The sequence below is a fragment of the Mesorhizobium quangtriensis genome, assembly GCF_040081925.1.
Classification (GTDB): Bacteria; Pseudomonadota; Alphaproteobacteria; order Rhizobiales; family Rhizobiaceae; genus Mesorhizobium_K; species Mesorhizobium_K quangtriensis.
The window spans coordinates 144,335-159,480 of record NZ_JBEBMF010000004.1; the positions used below are offsets into that span (position 1 = coordinate 144,335).

Below are 15,146 nucleotides of genomic sequence, written 5' to 3' on the forward strand. Positions count from 1 at the left end.
AGGAAATCAGGACCTTACCCCAACCATGTTCGGATTGCGAGTTCTTCAACGTTAGCTCGAAACGTAGCACTAGCCGCTAGCACACTGGCACGCTTAATAGGCAGGTGTTCACCTATATCAGCATACAACTCCCGAATTGATTGGTGATTTGCGTTGGTGACCATAACAAGTGCACCCCGTCTTGTAGCTCGTACGACCGCGTCGCGAAGCCTCACCTGATCAGACCAAGAGAATATCTTATCGTTGTATTTTACAAATCCATTCATATTGTGCTTAACGGTATATGGAGGGTCCACAAATATAAAATCATCTTTCTCTGCCAAATCAATCGTTTCTTCAAAGTCGCAACATTTAATAACTGTAGACTGAAGTCTCTCAGATGTTACAGCGAAACTATCCGTAGAAAGAGTAACGTCAGTTTTGGTTCCGATAGGTACATTGAACTCATTATACCTATTAACTCTGTACAAACCATTCCAACAAGTTCTGTTGAGGTAGATAAACCATGCAGCAAGTTCTACTTTATCTGATGGTTTATTAGAGCGGACTTCATAATAGAAATCGCGGCAATGCCGACCATGATATTCCAAAAGCATGGATGCTAAGGAAGTCGGCTCGTCTCGAATAACTTCGTAAGTGCTTATCAGGTCAGCGTTCACATCGGACACAATCCCCTCATTCGGTGCTATCGCGAAATATACGGCTCCACCTCCAAGGAAGGGTTCCAAATATCGCCGATAGCTTTTGGGCAACAAGTCTGTATGACGATCCGCAAACCAGCGTTTGCCACCTGCCCATTTGAGGAAAGGGATTACCTTTGTATTGTGCGCCTCAGACATTACAGCAGCACTTCCGTCCGCTTCTGTAACTCTGCGTCGAGCCAGCGCAAAAAATCTATGTCGTCAGGCTTGTACTGTCTGCCTGCAGGATGGGCGGCGATACGACGAAGAGAGTTAAGGACCTCCATCCATCTAAGATTGAAGGCTAACCCCTTATCGCCTTTCATTTCGATATCGAAAATTTCCTTGAACAAATGTTTATTCTGCTTATGACCAACAATGTCTTTGAAATCTAGAAGATCAAAATACACGTCAAGTTCTTTTTGTTCGTCCTTTTTTGCATCTTCAAGCTGGCGGGGATATGCTTTCTTAAGTATCTCATCGTTAGAGACTCCCTTGATAAGGTACTTATCACCATACTCCTTCTTAAGGACCATTATTGCCGCATCATGGACCAAAGTTTGAAGCCGCTTGACGGCATCATCTGCGTACTTCGTGTCGTCTTCGGACGCTTTCTTGCGCCATTCAGATAGGCCTGGGGGTGAGAAGGAAGGAGCGGCAGATGAAACCAAATCAGACAGACGATAGAAATGCTCTGGAATACCGCCAGAACCAAATTGCGGCTTAAACCGCTTTGAATAATCGTCGTCGGTAGCAGTGGATATATAGGCGATAACCGGAGCTAGATAACTCTCAATCTGCTCGACAAGCTCCATGCCCTCCAGTTGCAAAGGGTCTTGACCTGTTTCCTTCGCCATGTGAGCGATCAATGCAGCGAGTAACCGGATGTTACCTCCGACAGAAATGTTCGAGCAAAGGTAGCCCTGCTTTCCTCGCGCCCATCGCTCAGGGCTTGCCTCAGCTAACAGGCTGAAATATGCGGTCAGCGCATCGCTGGCTTTGTCTAAGGTTGATTTATCGTCCGAGTCGCACAACGGCCCAAGACCATATTGCGTGCCCTTAAATATCGGTTGCCCGATCAGCCCCGATGAAACTAGTGCGCCCTTCACTTCTGGCATGGTCAATGGGACATCCTCGGTCTGCTTGAGACCGGGTGTAGCTACTCGACCATAGAACGGGCTCCCGTTATCGCCATTTAGTAGGGACCAAATGCGGGATCCAATTGCACTAATCCGCTCCTTGGGATTTGACGACCCCCATTTCAGTTCTCCCTCAAGTTCATCGAGCAGATTCTTTGGAACCCGCTTCTGCTCGTGATTGATCGTGACGAAGAGATTTGCCTCTGCCGCGTCCCCTAATTTCTCGAATGCAACAACGATCAGATTATCGTTTGATCGCTTCTTATCGAGGTCACCGTAAGCGTATAGTCTGTGCTGGCCGTCGATTATCCAGGCAGACTTCAGTTTGCTTGGCAGATAAAGGGTTCCAAACTGGACGGGCCAACCATCCTTGTTCTCAAGGAGATCGAAGCGGACTTTCTCCTTGAAATTCATAAGAATGCTGTTGGGGAAATAACCTCCACCACCGAGGAATTTAGCAATTTGCTTTAGGCGACCTTTCTGAATTAGTCTCTGATAAGCAGGAGCTCCCTCAGGATCGTTTAACGCACGATGATTCACAAACGCGATTTTAATGAGCTGCTCTGGCGTAGCCACAAATGCATAGAAACGATTGCCTCCGAGTGTTCCCCGAATTGCCGGTGTTGTTACTCCTTCCATTTCAGCAATAGACGTCCCTCGCAAATATTCGGCCAGAAACTGCGGACGTGCACCCGGTCCAAGATGGTCGACGATCTGGCTAAAATACCGATATTCGCTTTCCTTCATTACCTGAATCTGTTCCTGCCGAGCGCGCTCGAGATCAGGCTTTGACCAGATCACGTTTTCCGTAACGAACATCCATATTATTTTTGGCTTGAAGCCTGGGTAATGCTTCTTTACCGCCGTCGCCATTGCACCCTTTAAAGCAATGAACTCATTCAAGTCTTTCTGGAGCGATCTCTTTTTCGGCGTAGAACATGACTTGCACTCTGCTATTATTATAGTCTCGCTATCCTTTGCAAAAACATCGACTTGCTTATAAAGCGGTGGCTCATTTTTCTTTGAAACTAATATATTAAAAGTTCTGTTTGGGCTGAGCTCGTCATATCCCATTTTGTAAAGGGCACACCAAAAGCGATCTTCAAGCCTATCCCCTATAGCTTTTCGTTTACGGACAACAGCACGTTTCCCATCATCGCGCTCTGCGGACCAGCCCTCGTCAATGAAGGTTTGCACCTCTCCAAGTGGAACACGCTTTTCGATGTATTCTTTTCGTCTTAGGTTATATTCTTTGACGAGATCCGAACGCGGCTTTGGTGGCGGCAAAACGGATTCTGGCTCATTTGGATCCGGCACTTCCCCCTCCAGTTGCAGTCCCCTTCTAAAGCTATGCGATTAAATCGCTGGAAGGAGAAAAACTAGAGGGTATCAACCGATATTTTGGCTACTTGCTGCAAATCTTTGGAGCACAAGCAAACCAACGCTCGGCACGCTGCGCACTTCATGATCGAAATGCCCTTCGTTTTTGTCACACTGGTGTCACAGTGAGCGCCGTTTTTGGGGTATAAATGGCGTCGGATTGCGTGTTGCTTAGAAACATCGTAGACTGCGCAAGCAGCTGAATTTATTCAGTGTTTCGTTTAGGAGCGAAGGCGACGTCACGGCGAGGCACTGCATTGACATTGCAGGGGTCACAGGTTCAATCCCTGTCACGCCCACCATTCGCACCAAAATCATGGCGTTGTCTTGCGGTTTCGTCGGTAGGACATGCAAGCGAGGCATGTCGCCTTTGGTGCGCCACCTATCTCAAGCACTTCCGCCACTGGACTCTATAGCTCCGTTTCCCGATGCAGTGCGGACGGAGAGCAAGTCTCGGAGTTATTGGCTGCGCAGGACTGCTATGCCGTCATGCGACTTTCAAGTTCCCAGCAGTTGAGACAAGGGGGAGTTTTCTGGTGGGCGATGACGGGCTCGAACCGCCGACATCTTCGGTGTAAACGAAGCGCTCTACCAACTGAGCTAATCGCCCCAAAACAGGCCCGGACGTTTAAGGGTTTCAGTTTTCATCCGCAAGTGGAATCGGGCATCAGCATCGGTTTGCAACTTGATTTGGGAGGAATCCGCGATTGGTTCGCTGACCGGCCCGGACTCCGCGAAACCGACGCTTGACACTCCCGATTGAACCCCTTATCCAGCCGCCAACGACGCAACACGCAGTCACGTGCGCGTCATGCGCGGGTGTAGCTCAGTCGGTTAGAGTGCCGGCCTGTCACGCCGGAGGTCGCGGGTTCGAGCCCCGTCACTCGCGCCATTTTTTCCTCGCGCAATCCACAGCGTACGCGCTGCTTGAGCGGCCTATGGCGGCAGATGATGCTCGCTCTTTTTCCCAATCGCCTTATTGTGACGCGATAGCGGACGCATGGGGAAAGTGACATTGAAAGCGTCTTTCTTCGCCGTCCTCGCAATGGTTGTCCTCCCTACCGACCTGGCCGCACAGGAACGGACGTCGATCGGCCACAGCTATGAGGATGGCGCGGCATTGGTCTACGGTGTGCCGGATAGCCGAGACATGACGCTCTCCTTCGACTGCGCGACAAATTCCGACACCCTTGCCTTCGTCTATGCATTCGAGCCGCAGAACGCGTCTGACGGGATGAAGGTCGAAGTCCTGCTGCGGTCGGGCGACGTGGCGGTGCCGGTCGCGACCGTCGGTTCACGGCTGGAAATGGACGACATTTTCGTTCTGGAGGGCGAACTGAAATTCGACTCCAGAACGGCCGGAATCATCACTTCAGCCGGCTTCCTGCAGATTTCGGTCGGAGAGCAGTCGGAAGGGATTCCGCTTGCAGGCTCCCGCGCGGCTGCAACATCCCTGCTGGACGCCTGTATCCAGTCCTGAATTCGAGCGGTCAGAACGACACAAGCAGCCGCAACGCTACCTGATCGAGCGCTCTGGATTCAACTGCTCGGGACGCGAACCTCGTCGGTCTTCTCCAAGGCCAGCTTGACGCGAGAATCCCGATCATAGACGTCGCCGAAATACTCGACCTTGCCGTTCATGTCGGGCCAGGCAGTGAAATAGGCCACATAGATCGGAATCTTGAGCGTATTTTCCCTTGAATGTCCCTGCTTCAGCTTGTCGGCCACGTGCTCCCGAGTGCTGCCCAGGACAGCAGCAGCCATGCCGCGCGGGTCGTGCAGGCGAACGCAGCCATGGCTGAAGGCACGCTGGTCGCGATCGAACAGGCTCTTCTGCGGCGTGTCATGCATGTAGATGGCGTGTTTGTTCGGGAACATGATCTTCAGTTCGCCGAGCGCATTGGCTTCGCTCGGTGACTGCCGAATGCTGTACGGTACCCGTGAGCCGTAAGCGCTCCAGTTGATGGCCGACGATGGAATACGCTTGCCCTTGGCGTCTGTCACCTCATAGCCGGCGCGATCGAGATAGCCGGGATCGCCGCGCAGGCGGGGCAGCATCTCGTTGACGATGATCGACTGCGGCACGCCCCAATAGGGATTGTACTCGATATAGCTGATCTCGTCGTAGAAGAAACTCGTCTGGTTTGACGGCTTGCCAACCACCACACGCATGTTCAGTTTCTCGACATTCTTGTCGATGAACTGCGCCGTGAAGGCGGGCTGGTTTATGAAAACACGCGTCTCGCCCAGTTCATGGGGCAGCCAACGCAACTGCTCCAGCGCAACGAGGACCTTGTCGATGCGATCGGCCTTGGAGGTGCCGGCCAGCGCTTCCACCGTGCGAGGGCCTACGACCCCATCCGGCTTCAGTCCGGCTTTGGTCTGCGCAGCCTTGACCACCGTGACCAGTTGATCGCCGTAGGTCTCGGTGTCTCCGGCCCGGTAGAGCAACTCGCCAAAGTCGCCGCCCATTTCGTCGTCCAGATCGCGCGCGATGAGGTGTAGCAACTTCGGCAGTTCGGCATTCGTCTCGCCGGGCTTGAGCAGCAGCTTGGGGTCGACAACGATTTCGTTCTCGGCGCTGGCGCGCAGCGCCTCCAGTTCCACGCGCAGCGCCCTGTAGGCGTCGCTGTCGGGATGGCGCGCCTCGAGCCAACCCTTTGCGTCCGTGGCGTTGGACAGAATCTTCAGGGCGCCGACCATATCGAACGGCTTCTCGGGAAAATCGTGATAGCCTGAAAGCTTGTTGGGATCGATGCGACCGCTTTCCGCGTCTCGCGCGTAGCGCAGGACGCGCGCAGACAGCGCCATTTCAAACCGAATCTGCTCCGCTTTGCTGGCTGCCGAGGATGGCACCGCGACGGCGTAATCGGCAGGCGACAGGCCATGGCTAGCAGCATCGCCTAACACGCGCAGCGCGTCGCGAGCGCGTTCACTCACCGCCCCATCTACAATCCAGATGAAGTCGGGATTAGCGGAATAGTATTCCACCAGCGCCTTGGCGATAGCCGGCTCGGCGAAGAGCTCGTAGTCAGCCAAGCCTACAACCGACTCACGGAACGTGGTGCCTGCGGCAGCTTGATCCAGCGAGGCCGATTGGCCGATTGCGGCAAGGGATGAGAAATCGACTCGCTGCAGCGCCGCAGCCTTGTAGTTGTAATAGGAAGGTGCGCTGATTTTCGCGACCTGCGCAGTCTTACGCGGAGCCGTCTGCTGTCTAAGAGCCTGCGGCTGTTGAGAGAGCGGTTTCCTGATTGAATTGGAATTGTACCCGCTGCTGCTGGCGCGATCACTGTCTGGTCCGCGCCGCGCTTCCACACGCTGCCCGCGCGCACCCCCTCCAAACAATGCATCGAACAGTGTCTGCGCTTCCGCAGCGGGCGCTCCCAACACCATCGCAACAGCCGTCAAAGCGGGGAAGAAGCCGGCTTTCCTCGCGAAACGTATCATCGATGACCCATTTCCATTGTTCATGCGAAGTGCTTCGTGCGACCGCACGGCAGATGTAAGGCGAACACACAGCCGATTCATACCGATAACGTTAAGGTCCCACAAATTTCGCCTGCCGTGTTGCCAAACCGCTTCACATCCGCGTGAGCCACGGTCAAAGCTTCGCCAAGGATTCTTTTAGGAAGAGGTTGCGCCGGTCAGAATTCGACTTCGAGTTCGACGATCTCGTCGGGTTCGGCAACTGCGCCTTCGGTCCATTCAAGCATCAGCGGCCATTCGAAGATCCGCTCGCAATAGGCTACAAGCGACGGATCGAGATCGACCGCATAGGTCCGAAACCGCGTGCAGACCGGCGCATACATCGCGTCGGCAAGCGTCAGCTTCGATCCGAACAGGTAGGGACCGCCGTAGGTCTCCAGGCATTCAGCCCAGATCGCCCTGATCCGTTCGACATCCGGCCGCGCCCCGGAGAATATCTTGAACCTCTCGTGGCGGGCCTTGAGATTCATTGGCAGCGCCGACCGCAGGTTGTGGAAACCGGAATGCATTTCGCCCGAGATGGCGCGGCAGTGGGATCGCGCAGCCTTGTCCTTCGGCAGCAAGCCGGCCTTGGGAAAGGTCTCGTTGAGATATTCGGCGATGGCCAGCGTATCCCAGACGGTTACGTCGCCGTTCGTAAGACGCGGCACCAGCACTGAGGGGCTCAGCAGCAGAAGTTCCTGCCGCTGGTCGTCATCAATCTCGACAAGCTTTTCCTCGAAATCCAGCCCGGCCATCCGGCAGAGCAGCCAGCCGCGCAACGACCACGAGGAATAGTTCTTCGAGGAAATCGTCAGTGTTGCCCGTGCCATGTATCTTCCCGCCAGCGGCCGCAGCACAATCCTCTCGCAATGCAGCAAGAATTGCACTAGCTTTTTTTGCAGTGCCACATCCGTCCGGCCAGGAGCGCCCCAATTCTCTACCAGACCTACCAGTTTCAGGACGATCTCATCGCTCCGATGCGGCTGATGGCGCGAGGCATGCAGGCTCTGGCAAGCACGACGCTGTGGGGACCAGCGGCGGACATGGCCGCGCAGATGGCCGCGGCCATGGAGATGATCTCTCGTTTCGAACTGACTCACGCGAGGCCAGACTTCGCCATCAAGCCCGTCCGGGTTGGCAACCGGGACGTCGCGGTGACGGAGGAGGTCGCGTTCGAACTGCCCTTCGGCAAGCTCTTGCATTTCGTCAAGGATATTGACACGCCACAACCCAAGGTACTTGTCGTCGCCCCTCTGTCGGGGCATTTCGCGACTTTGCTGCGTGGCACCGTGCAGACGCTCCTGCGCGATCACGACGTCTACATCACCGACTGGACAAACGCCCGCGACGTGCCGTTGTCGGCCGGAAGCTTCGGTGTCGACGACTATGTCGACTACCTGATCCGCTTCATTGAATATATCGGACCGGGCGCCCACCTGCTGGCCGTGTGCCAGCCTTGCGTCCAGGCTCTGGCAGCGGTGGCGGTGATGTCGGAGGACAGGCATCTGGCGACGCCACGCTCGATGACGCTGATGGCGGGTCCCATCGATCCGCGCGAAAGCCCGACCGAAGTCAACGAATTCGCGGTGGCCAAATCGCTGTCCTGGTTCCAGAACTCGGTCATCTCGCGCGTGCCGTGGCGACATGGCGGCGCAGGGCGAAAAGTCTATCCCGGCTTCCTGCAACTCACCGCCTTCATGGCGATGAACATGGAGCGCCACCGCACGGCGCACGAAAAGCTCTTCAAGCATCTGGCGGCCGGAGAAACCGCCGAGGCGGAAAGGATCAAGATCTTCTACGACGAGTATTTCGCGGTCCTCGACCTGACCGAGGAATTCTACATCGAGACGATCGACCGCATCTTCCAGAAAGCGGAACTGGCGACGGGCGATTTCACCTATCGCGGCCAGAAGGTTGATCCCGGAGCAATCCGCCACACGGCCTTGTTGACCGTCGAGGGCGGCCGCGACGATATCTGTGCGCTCGGCCAGACGGCGGCTGCGCACGACCTTTGCCGGTCGCTGCGGCCACATCTCAAGCGCCACCACCTGCAGGCCAATGTCGGTCACTATGGGGTCTTCAACGGCAAGCGCTGGGAACGGGAAATCTATCCCGTGGTCCGCAACGTCATCCTTTCCATGGAATAGCTGCCCACCAGGCTAGCCAGCCGCTGTGGAAATCCTGCGCCGTCAGTGTAAGTTCCCTTGGGGGAACTTGATCCCACGCCGATTCGTCAGCCAGAGGCGCTGCTTCCTGCGTTCGCCTCCATTCACCGCGCAGGTCGCCATGCCGAGCCGCTTTCTGATCTTTGTCGCAGGTCTCTTCGGGGTCCTGGGAGTCGGTTTATCCGCGGCTGCGGCGCATGGCGGCACGCCGAACACCGCTACAGCGGCCACCTTTATGGTCGTCCACGCCCCTGCCCTGCTCGTCATCGGGCTGACCAGCTTCAATTCGATCATACGATGGGCCGCCGCCGTGCTGCTCGTGGGCGTCGCCCTTTTCGCCGGCGATCTGGTCAGCCGCGATTTCCTCGACGACCGCCTCTTCGCAATGGCCGCGCCGACAGGCGGCGCCTTGATGATGCTCGGCTGGCTGGGCGTCGCCGTGTCAGCACTATTCCCCCGCAGGCTTCTCTAATCGGGTCAGGTCCGGGCGTCTTCCTGCAGGAAGCGAGGCAAGCGCCATGCTGGACGCTGGCGATGCTTGCGTGACGCACGCTCCGGCCGAGGCGAAAGACCCCAGTAGTCGCGGTTGATTTCATCAAACAGGAACTTGACGGGATGCATGACGATTTCCTTTGGATCGATTCAAAATAGGACCGTACCGCTCGATTGGATCGATTCAACAATAAGCGCAACTACGGATTTGGTCAAGCCAAATTTGAACCGATCCAATCCTGTGCTAACATGGGCGCCGTCATTCACGAGAGGCTTTCAGTGGAGACCAAAATCCGCCCCGTCAGGCTTGCTGACGTCGCCAAGGCGGCAGGCGTGTCGCACGGAACCGCGTCCAATGTCTTCTCCCGCCCGGAGATCGTTCGCGACGAAGTTCGTGAACGGGTGAAGGCGGCAGCTGAAAAGCTCGGCTACGGCGGCCCCGACCCGCGCGGCCGCATGCTGAGAGCAGGAAAAGTCAACGCCATCGGCGTCGCGACAGCCGAACCCCTCTGCTATTTCTTCGACGATCCTTTTGCGCGCGTCGTGATGGCAGGCATCAGCGAAGCCTGCGATCGGACCGGTGCGGGCATTTCGTTGGTATCGGCCGCAAATGACGAACAATTGGCGTGGAATATCCGGAGCGCGCTGGTTGATGGTTTCATCGTGTTCTGCCTCGAAGGCGGTTCGAGGCTGGTGGAACTGACCCGTGAGCGCGGCCTGCCTTTCGTGGCCCTGGACTTTGGCTTCGATGACGAGACGATAGCTGCGCTCGGCGTCGATGATGTCGCCGGCGCCCGCCTCGCCGCAGCCCATCTGACCGGGCTCGGCCACAGGTGCTTTGCGGTCCTGTCGCTCGAGTTCGACGAGGGCGGACACGGCCCTGTTTTTCCCGACCGCGCAAGGACCGCTGGATATGCCGGCACCCGTGACCGTATAGCGGGCTATCTCGGCGCGATTGCCGAAGCAGGCATCGACCCGGCGTCAGTACTTATCTACGAAACGCTGAACGACGAAGCCACCACGCACGCGGGGCTAGAATTTTTGTTCGCGTCAGAGACACCGCCGACTGCAATCCTCGCCATGTCGGACAAGGTCGCGCTGATCGCCCTGAAGTGGCTCGCAGGGCACGGCATCACGGTGCCCCGCGACGTGTCTGTCATCGGCTTCGACGGTGTGCCGGAGGGCGAGATCTCGATGCCGCCACTGACCACCGTCGTCCAGCCCATGGCGGAAATGGGCCGCCGTGCGGTCGAGATTATCCTGTCCTTCGATGGCGCCGTGCGCCGCGAGACGCTCCAAGTCGAACTCGCAATCAGGAAATCGACGGCGCCCCCACCCCGCTGATTTCAGTTTCACGCAGCAGACGAGTGATCGCCGCCCGCAGTTGCTGCCTCGACGTCCATCCAGAAGATTTCCCAGATATGACCATCCGGGTCTTCGAAGCTGCGGCCGTACATGAAGCCGAAATCCTGCGTCGGTGTCGGATCGATGGTAACCCCCGACGCCTCCGCCCTTTTCACCATGGCATCGACGTCCTCGCGGCTGTCCGCAGACAATGCGATTAATACCTCGCTGGAAGACCGGGCATCGACGATCTTCTTCGCGGTAAACTGGCCATATTTTTCATGGGTCAGCAGCATCACGTAAATGGTCTCCGAAACGACCATGCAGGAGGCCGTATCGTCGCTGAATCGCGGATTCTTAGTTGCGCCGATCGATTCATAGAAGGCAGTGGCGCGCTTCAGGTTGGCAACCGGCAGATTGACGAAGATCATCTTGGCCATGGGTCTGTTCTCCTTGCTTTCGCACAGAAGGACGATCTGGGACGACGAAGTCCGACATCAAGCCGAAAAAATCGCAGGGATCGCTCAGGAAACGTCCCAGGACTGCCCGGGAAGCAAAGGGCGAAATCGGTCTTCTTCTACGCCGGCGGGTGCGAGAGAGGAAAGCAGATCGTCGCGCGGTTGCTCGATCGGCTCGTTCGTCAGCTGGAAAGTGCCCCAGTGATGTCCCACGGCGTGTTCGGCACGGCAGAGCTTCATGCCCTCAACCGCCTCTTCGGGATTCTGGTGCTGAGAGCGCATGAACCATCGAGGCTCGAATGCGCCTATAGGAAGCGCGGCAAGCCGGAATCCGCCGTGCCTGTCGGCGGCCGCCCGATAGTTGATGCCGTCGTGAAAACCGGTATCGCCGATATGGTAGATCGCGCCGGCTCCCGTTTCGATCACGAAGGCCGACCAGAGCGCCATGCGCCTGTCGTTCAACCCGCGTGCCGACCAATGATGCGCCGGTTCACAGTGGATGCGCGCGTCTCGGAATTCGAGGACGTCGCCCCAATCCTGCGCGTGAATGCGCATTTGGGGAATGTGCCGAAGGATCAGCCGGTCATTGCCCAGAGGCGTGACGACAAGCGGATCATGGACCGCCTGAAGGCGCGCCAGTGTCCGGACGTCGAGATGATCGTAATGGTTGTGCGTGACGAGAACGACATCGATCGGCGGCAGGTTCTCGAACGCGATGCCGGGTTCGTTGACGCGCCTCGGCCCGACATTCCTGAAGGGCGAGGCGCGCCTAGAATAGACAGGATCGGTTAAAATGTTCAGGCCTGCAAGCTGGAACAGCAGGCACGCGTGACCCACCATCGTGACACGCAGCCCACTGCCCTCCACACGGCTATCGGGAATGGTTAACGACGGCTCGGGCGGCCATGAGCGAGGCCAGCGGCTGCGCTTTCCGTCGAACTGCCAGCGCAGAAGGTCAGCAAAGCCGGCTGGCTCCGCGCCACCGGGATTGAAGAACCGGGTGCCGTCGAAATGCGGGCTTTCCGGTCCGTCGTAGTATCGGTTCATCCGACCAAACCTCTCAATGCCCCATGCGGTTCCAGGCGTCGAGACCGGCGATCTTGTATGCTTCGGCGAGCGTCGGGTAGTTGAAGGTGTTGTTGACGAAGAAATCGACCGTACCACCAAGGTTGATGACAGCCTGACCGATGTGGATGAGCTCCGTCGCGCCCTCGCCTACAATATGCGCACCGAGCAGGCGGCGTGTCTCGATCGAGAAGATCAGCTTCAGGAAACCGGAATCCACGCCCATGATGTGGCCGCGCGACGTCTCGCGGAAACGCGCAACGCCGACCTCGTAAGGCGTGTCGGAATTGCGGACCTGTTCCTCCGATTGCCCGACCGTGGAGATCTCCGGCACCGAGTAGATGCCATACGGGAACGTCTCCGGCGGCGGCGGCAACATCACGCCGAAGGCATGGCAAGCTGCCACCCTTCCCTGTTCCATCGCAGTCGAGGCAAGGCTGGGGAAGCCGATGACGTCGCCGGCTGCATAGATGTTGGGGACCGTTGTCTGGAATGTCTCGGGATCGGCCTTGATGCGCCCGCGACTGTCAACCTCTATGCCAACCGTCTCCAGACCGAGGCTGCCCACATTGCCGCTGCGTCCGGCGGCGTAGAGCGCGATCTGGGACCGCACCGTACGGCCATCGCCAAGGGTGATTTCGACCGACCCGTTCTCGACCTGAATCTCCTTGACAGTGCTGCCGAGCCTGATCGCCATGCCGCGATCGCGCATCTGATGGAGAAAGTCATCGACGATCTCGCGATCCACGAAGTCAAGGATTGTCTGGCGCGACTCGATCAGCGTGACCGGCACGTCCAGCGCCGAGAAGATCGTCGCGTATTCGACGCCAATTACGCCGCCGCCGATCACTGTCAAAGTCCGCGGCAACTGCTCGAGCGACAGCATCTCGTCGCTGTCGAAGACGTGCTTCCTGTCGAAGGGCACATTGTCCGGGCGGTACGGCCTTGTACCGACCGAGATCATCGCATGGGAGAAGCCGACGTCGCTGGTATCGCCATTCTCGTTAGTAAGTTGTAGCCGGTCGGAGGCGACGAATTTGGCCGTCGCCCGCGTGTGACGAACACCATTGCGCATGAACTGGTGCTGCAGCACCTCGACCTCGTGGTCGAGCGTTTTGCGCAGGCGCTGGATGAGATCGCCTATCGAGATATCCTGCTTGACGCGATAGCCGCGCCCATAGAAGCCGCGCTCGCGCCATCCTGAGAGGTTCAGCACCGTTTCGCGCAGGGTCTTGGAAGGGATCGTTCCCGTGTGGACCGAGACGCCACCAAGCCGGCTGCCCTTGTCCACCACCAGCACGGACTTGCCGAGCTTTGCAGACTGGATGGCGGCACGGCGTCCGGACGGACCGCTGCCAATGACAACCATATCGTAGTGCTGCATGTGGCTTCCCCGATCCCCCGGCTTTCGATCCCCGCCGGCTATTGCTGCAGTGCAGCGTAGTTAACGTCATCACGCGGACGAACTCAACCGATGTCGTGATCGAAGCGTTTCAACCGCTTGAATCAGCCCCGACACTTCACCATGTTCACTGACAGGCGCATGACAAGCCGCGCCTCAGGAGAAAAGATTGGCTATTCTGGACGCAGATATCACCGCAAGCAGGCTGGACGATGTTCGCGCCTATTCCGGCGTGCGCACAAGGCGCATACTCGCCTTCTGTTTGGATTACCTGATCGTCGCGTTGCTGCTCATACCGTTTGCGATGCTGGTCCTTCTTCTTGGCCTGCTCACATTCGGCCTCGGATGGGGGCTTTTCGCCATCCTCGTACCGCTGGTAGCCCTGATCTATGTCTGGAACACGCTTGGTGGACGTAACCAGGCGACAGTCGGCATGCGCATGATGGGCATTCGCCTTGATCGCCTCGACGGCCGGCCGGTCGACGGCATGCTGGCGGTGGTGCACTCCGTCTTCTTCTGGGCCGCGAACGTGGTTTTGACGCCTTTCGTGCTGCTGGTTTCCCTGTTTGCCGACCGCAAGCGTACCCTTCACGACCTGCTGCTTGGAACAGTCGTTACCCGAACGGATCGATAGCCATTTTAAGGCCGGCGGGCACAAAAAGCCCGCCTATCGATTCATGGCGCTCACAATCCAGTTGAATTTTTTGCGACAGGCTTCAAGGTAGAGCGACTCACACGGAGCAGCAGTTTCCTCCAGACCGCGATGACGCACCATCCGACACAGTCGCCGCAATTCTTCCTGACAGCGCCATCGCCCTGTCCGTATCTGGAACGTCAATACGAACGCAAGGTGTTCACTCATCTGGTCGGCGACAGAGCGCCGGAGATGAATGACCTGCTGACGCAGGGCGGTTTCCGCCGTTCCCAGAACATCGCCTACCGGCCGGCCTGTGAGAGTTGTCGCGCCTGCATCTCGGTCCGCATCCTGGCCAGTGAATTCCAGCCTACCAAGAACATGCGCCGCGCAGCGCAACGAAACGCCGACCTTGTTGGCCAGATGCGTGACGCCGAACCCTCCACCGAACAGTATTCTCTGTTTCGCTCCTATCTCGACGCGCGTCACCGCAGGGGCGGCATGTCGGACATGACAGTGCTCGACTACGCCATGATGGTCGAGGACACCCATGTCGACACCAAGGTCATCGAGTACCGCAGGCGCGGGCCGGACACGTTCATCACGGGGCGTGGCGTCGGCGAACTCATCGCCGTTGCGCTGACAGACAAGATGGCCGACGGCCTGTCCATGGTCTATTCCTATTTCAATCCGGAGTTTGCCGACCGCTCGCTCGGCACCTTCATGATCCTCGACCATATCGCGAGGGCGCGGGCGGCGGGCCTGCCCCATGTCTATCTCGGCTACTGGGTCAACGGCTCGCGCAAGATGGATTATAAGGTCCGCTTTCTTCCGCAGGAGCACCTTGGCCCAAAGGGCTGGGAACGCTACGACGGGCAACCCTGACCAACCGGCCCGTACTTTAACGCTGCCGTTG

Annotated in this window: 14 protein-coding genes and 2 tRNA genes; 7 read left to right on the top strand and 9 right to left on the bottom strand. The window is 57.6% G+C overall.

What is annotated here, in order from left to right; genetic code table 11:
- Positions 1 to 14: 14 nt before the first annotated feature.
- The 3 genes from ABMA32_RS20295 to ABMA32_RS20305 all read right to left on the bottom strand — a co-directional run bounded on the left by ABMA32_RS20295 (position 15) and on the right by ABMA32_RS20305 (position 3,809).
- Complete coding sequence (locus tag ABMA32_RS20295; RefSeq protein WP_349015622.1) at positions 15 to 839, bottom strand: DNA adenine methylase; 825 nt, start codon at positions 837 to 839, stop codon at positions 15 to 17.
- Complete coding sequence (locus ABMA32_RS20300; protein WP_349015623.1) at positions 839 to 3,136, bottom strand: DGQHR domain-containing protein; 2,298 nt, start codon at positions 3,134 to 3,136, stop codon at positions 839 to 841. The genes ABMA32_RS20295 and ABMA32_RS20300 overlap by 1 nt, the downstream gene beginning before the upstream one ends.
- Before the next feature lie 597 nt (positions 3,137 to 3,733).
- Positions 3,734 to 3,809, bottom strand: a tRNA-Val gene (locus tag ABMA32_RS20305).
- 205 nt (positions 3,810 to 4,014) lie between these two features.
- On the opposite strand from ABMA32_RS20305, the gene ABMA32_RS20310 reads away from it, so the two are divergent.
- Positions 4,015 to 4,091, top strand: a tRNA-Asp gene (locus tag ABMA32_RS20310).
- 123 nt (positions 4,092 to 4,214) lie between these two features.
- Positions 4,215 to 4,679, top strand: a complete 465-nt coding sequence (locus tag ABMA32_RS20315) for a hypothetical protein (RefSeq protein WP_349015624.1) — start codon at positions 4,215 to 4,217, stop codon at positions 4,677 to 4,679.
- Between the two features lie 59 nt (positions 4,680 to 4,738).
- Here the strand turns inward: ABMA32_RS20315 and ABMA32_RS20320 are convergent, their stop codons facing one another.
- Together ABMA32_RS20320 and ABMA32_RS20325 are read right to left on the bottom strand one after the other, a co-directional pair.
- Positions 4,739 to 6,649, bottom strand: a complete 1,911-nt coding sequence (locus tag ABMA32_RS20320; protein WP_349015625.1) for a L,D-transpeptidase family protein — start codon at positions 6,647 to 6,649, stop codon at positions 4,739 to 4,741.
- A gap of 197 nt (positions 6,650 to 6,846) precedes the next feature.
- Positions 6,847 to 7,500, bottom strand: a complete 654-nt coding sequence (locus ABMA32_RS20325; protein WP_349015626.1) for a glutathione S-transferase — start codon at positions 7,498 to 7,500, stop codon at positions 6,847 to 6,849.
- A 102-nt stretch (positions 7,501 to 7,602) separates the two neighbouring features.
- Here ABMA32_RS20325 and ABMA32_RS20330 point away from each other — a divergent pair, with 102 nt between their 5' ends.
- Positions 7,603 to 8,817, top strand: a complete 1,215-nt coding sequence (locus ABMA32_RS20330; RefSeq protein ID WP_349015965.1) for a polyhydroxyalkanoate depolymerase — start codon at positions 7,603 to 7,605, stop codon at positions 8,815 to 8,817.
- 139 nt (positions 8,818 to 8,956) lie between these two features.
- A complete protein-coding gene (locus ABMA32_RS20335; RefSeq protein ID WP_349015627.1) occupies positions 8,957 to 9,307 on the top strand; it encodes a DUF423 domain-containing protein in 351 nt (116 codons plus the stop codon).
- 5 nt (positions 9,308 to 9,312) lie between these two features.
- Here the strand turns inward: ABMA32_RS20335 and ABMA32_RS20340 are convergent, their stop codons facing one another.
- Positions 9,313 to 9,456, bottom strand: coding sequence for a hypothetical protein (locus ABMA32_RS20340; RefSeq protein WP_349015628.1), 144 nt, complete (start codon positions 9,454 to 9,456; stop codon positions 9,313 to 9,315).
- A gap of 150 nt (positions 9,457 to 9,606) precedes the next feature.
- Here ABMA32_RS20340 and ABMA32_RS20345 point away from each other — a divergent pair, with 150 nt between their 5' ends.
- Positions 9,607 to 10,671: a LacI family DNA-binding transcriptional regulator gene (locus tag ABMA32_RS20345; RefSeq protein ID WP_349015629.1), complete on the top strand. Its 1,065-nt coding sequence runs from the start codon at positions 9,607 to 9,609 to the stop codon at positions 10,669 to 10,671.
- An 8-nt stretch (positions 10,672 to 10,679) separates the two neighbouring features.
- Here ABMA32_RS20345 and ABMA32_RS20350 read toward each other — a convergent pair whose 3' ends face one another.
- From ABMA32_RS20350 to sthA, 3 genes are all read right to left on the bottom strand, one after another.
- Positions 10,680 to 11,111 carry a VOC family protein gene (locus tag ABMA32_RS20350; RefSeq protein WP_349015630.1) on the bottom strand — a complete coding sequence of 144 codons (432 nt, stop codon included), beginning with the start codon at positions 11,109 to 11,111 and terminating at the stop codon, positions 10,680 to 10,682.
- 84 nt (positions 11,112 to 11,195) lie between these two features.
- Positions 11,196 to 12,176 (bottom strand): MBL fold metallo-hydrolase, encoded by a 981-nt coding sequence (locus tag ABMA32_RS20355; protein ID WP_349015631.1) that lies wholly within the window; start codon positions 12,174 to 12,176, stop codon positions 11,196 to 11,198.
- Between the two features lie 13 nt (positions 12,177 to 12,189).
- Positions 12,190 to 13,578: a Si-specific NAD(P)(+) transhydrogenase gene (gene sthA, locus ABMA32_RS20360; RefSeq protein WP_349015632.1), complete on the bottom strand. Its 1,389-nt coding sequence runs from the start codon at positions 13,576 to 13,578 to the stop codon at positions 12,190 to 12,192.
- Positions 13,579 to 13,765: 187 nt separating this feature from the next.
- Here sthA and ABMA32_RS20365 point away from each other — a divergent pair, with 187 nt between their 5' ends.
- Positions 13,766 to 14,230, top strand: coding sequence for an RDD family protein (locus tag ABMA32_RS20365; protein WP_349015633.1), 465 nt, complete (start codon positions 13,766 to 13,768; stop codon positions 14,228 to 14,230).
- Positions 14,231 to 14,359: 129 nt separating this feature from the next.
- Positions 14,360 to 15,115: an arginyltransferase gene (locus tag ABMA32_RS20370; protein WP_349015634.1), complete on the top strand. Its 756-nt coding sequence runs from the start codon at positions 14,360 to 14,362 to the stop codon at positions 15,113 to 15,115.
- The last annotated feature ends 31 nt before the right edge of the window (positions 15,116 to 15,146 follow it).

Bases quoted from the DNA above. Each gene is read 5' to 3' on its own strand.
- ABMA32_RS20295 (WP_349015622.1), bottom strand. From the start codon at position 839: ATGTCTGAGGCGCACAATACAAAGGTAATCCCTTTCCTCAAATGGGCA.
- ABMA32_RS20320 (WP_349015625.1), bottom strand. From the start codon at position 6,649: ATGATACGTTTCGCGAGGAAAGCCGGCTTCTTCCCCGCTTTGACGGCT.
- ABMA32_RS20325 (WP_349015626.1), bottom strand. From the start codon at position 7,500: ATGGCACGGGCAACACTGACGATTTCCTCGAAGAACTATTCCTCGTGG.
- ABMA32_RS20335 (WP_349015627.1), top strand. From the start codon at position 8,957: ATGCCGAGCCGCTTTCTGATCTTTGTCGCAGGTCTCTTCGGGGTCCTG.
- ABMA32_RS20340 (WP_349015628.1), bottom strand. From the start codon at position 9,456: ATGCATCCCGTCAAGTTCCTGTTTGATGAAATCAACCGCGACTACTGG.
- ABMA32_RS20350 (WP_349015630.1), bottom strand. From the start codon at position 11,111: ATGGCCAAGATGATCTTCGTCAATCTGCCGGTTGCCAACCTGAAGCGC.
- ABMA32_RS20355 (WP_349015631.1), bottom strand. From the start codon at position 12,176: ATGAACCGATACTACGACGGACCGGAAAGCCCGCATTTCGACGGCACC.
- sthA (WP_349015632.1), bottom strand. From the start codon at position 13,578: ATGCAGCACTACGATATGGTTGTCATTGGCAGCGGTCCGTCCGGACGC.
- ABMA32_RS20370 (WP_349015634.1), top strand. From the start codon at position 14,360: ATGACGCACCATCCGACACAGTCGCCGCAATTCTTCCTGACAGCGCCA.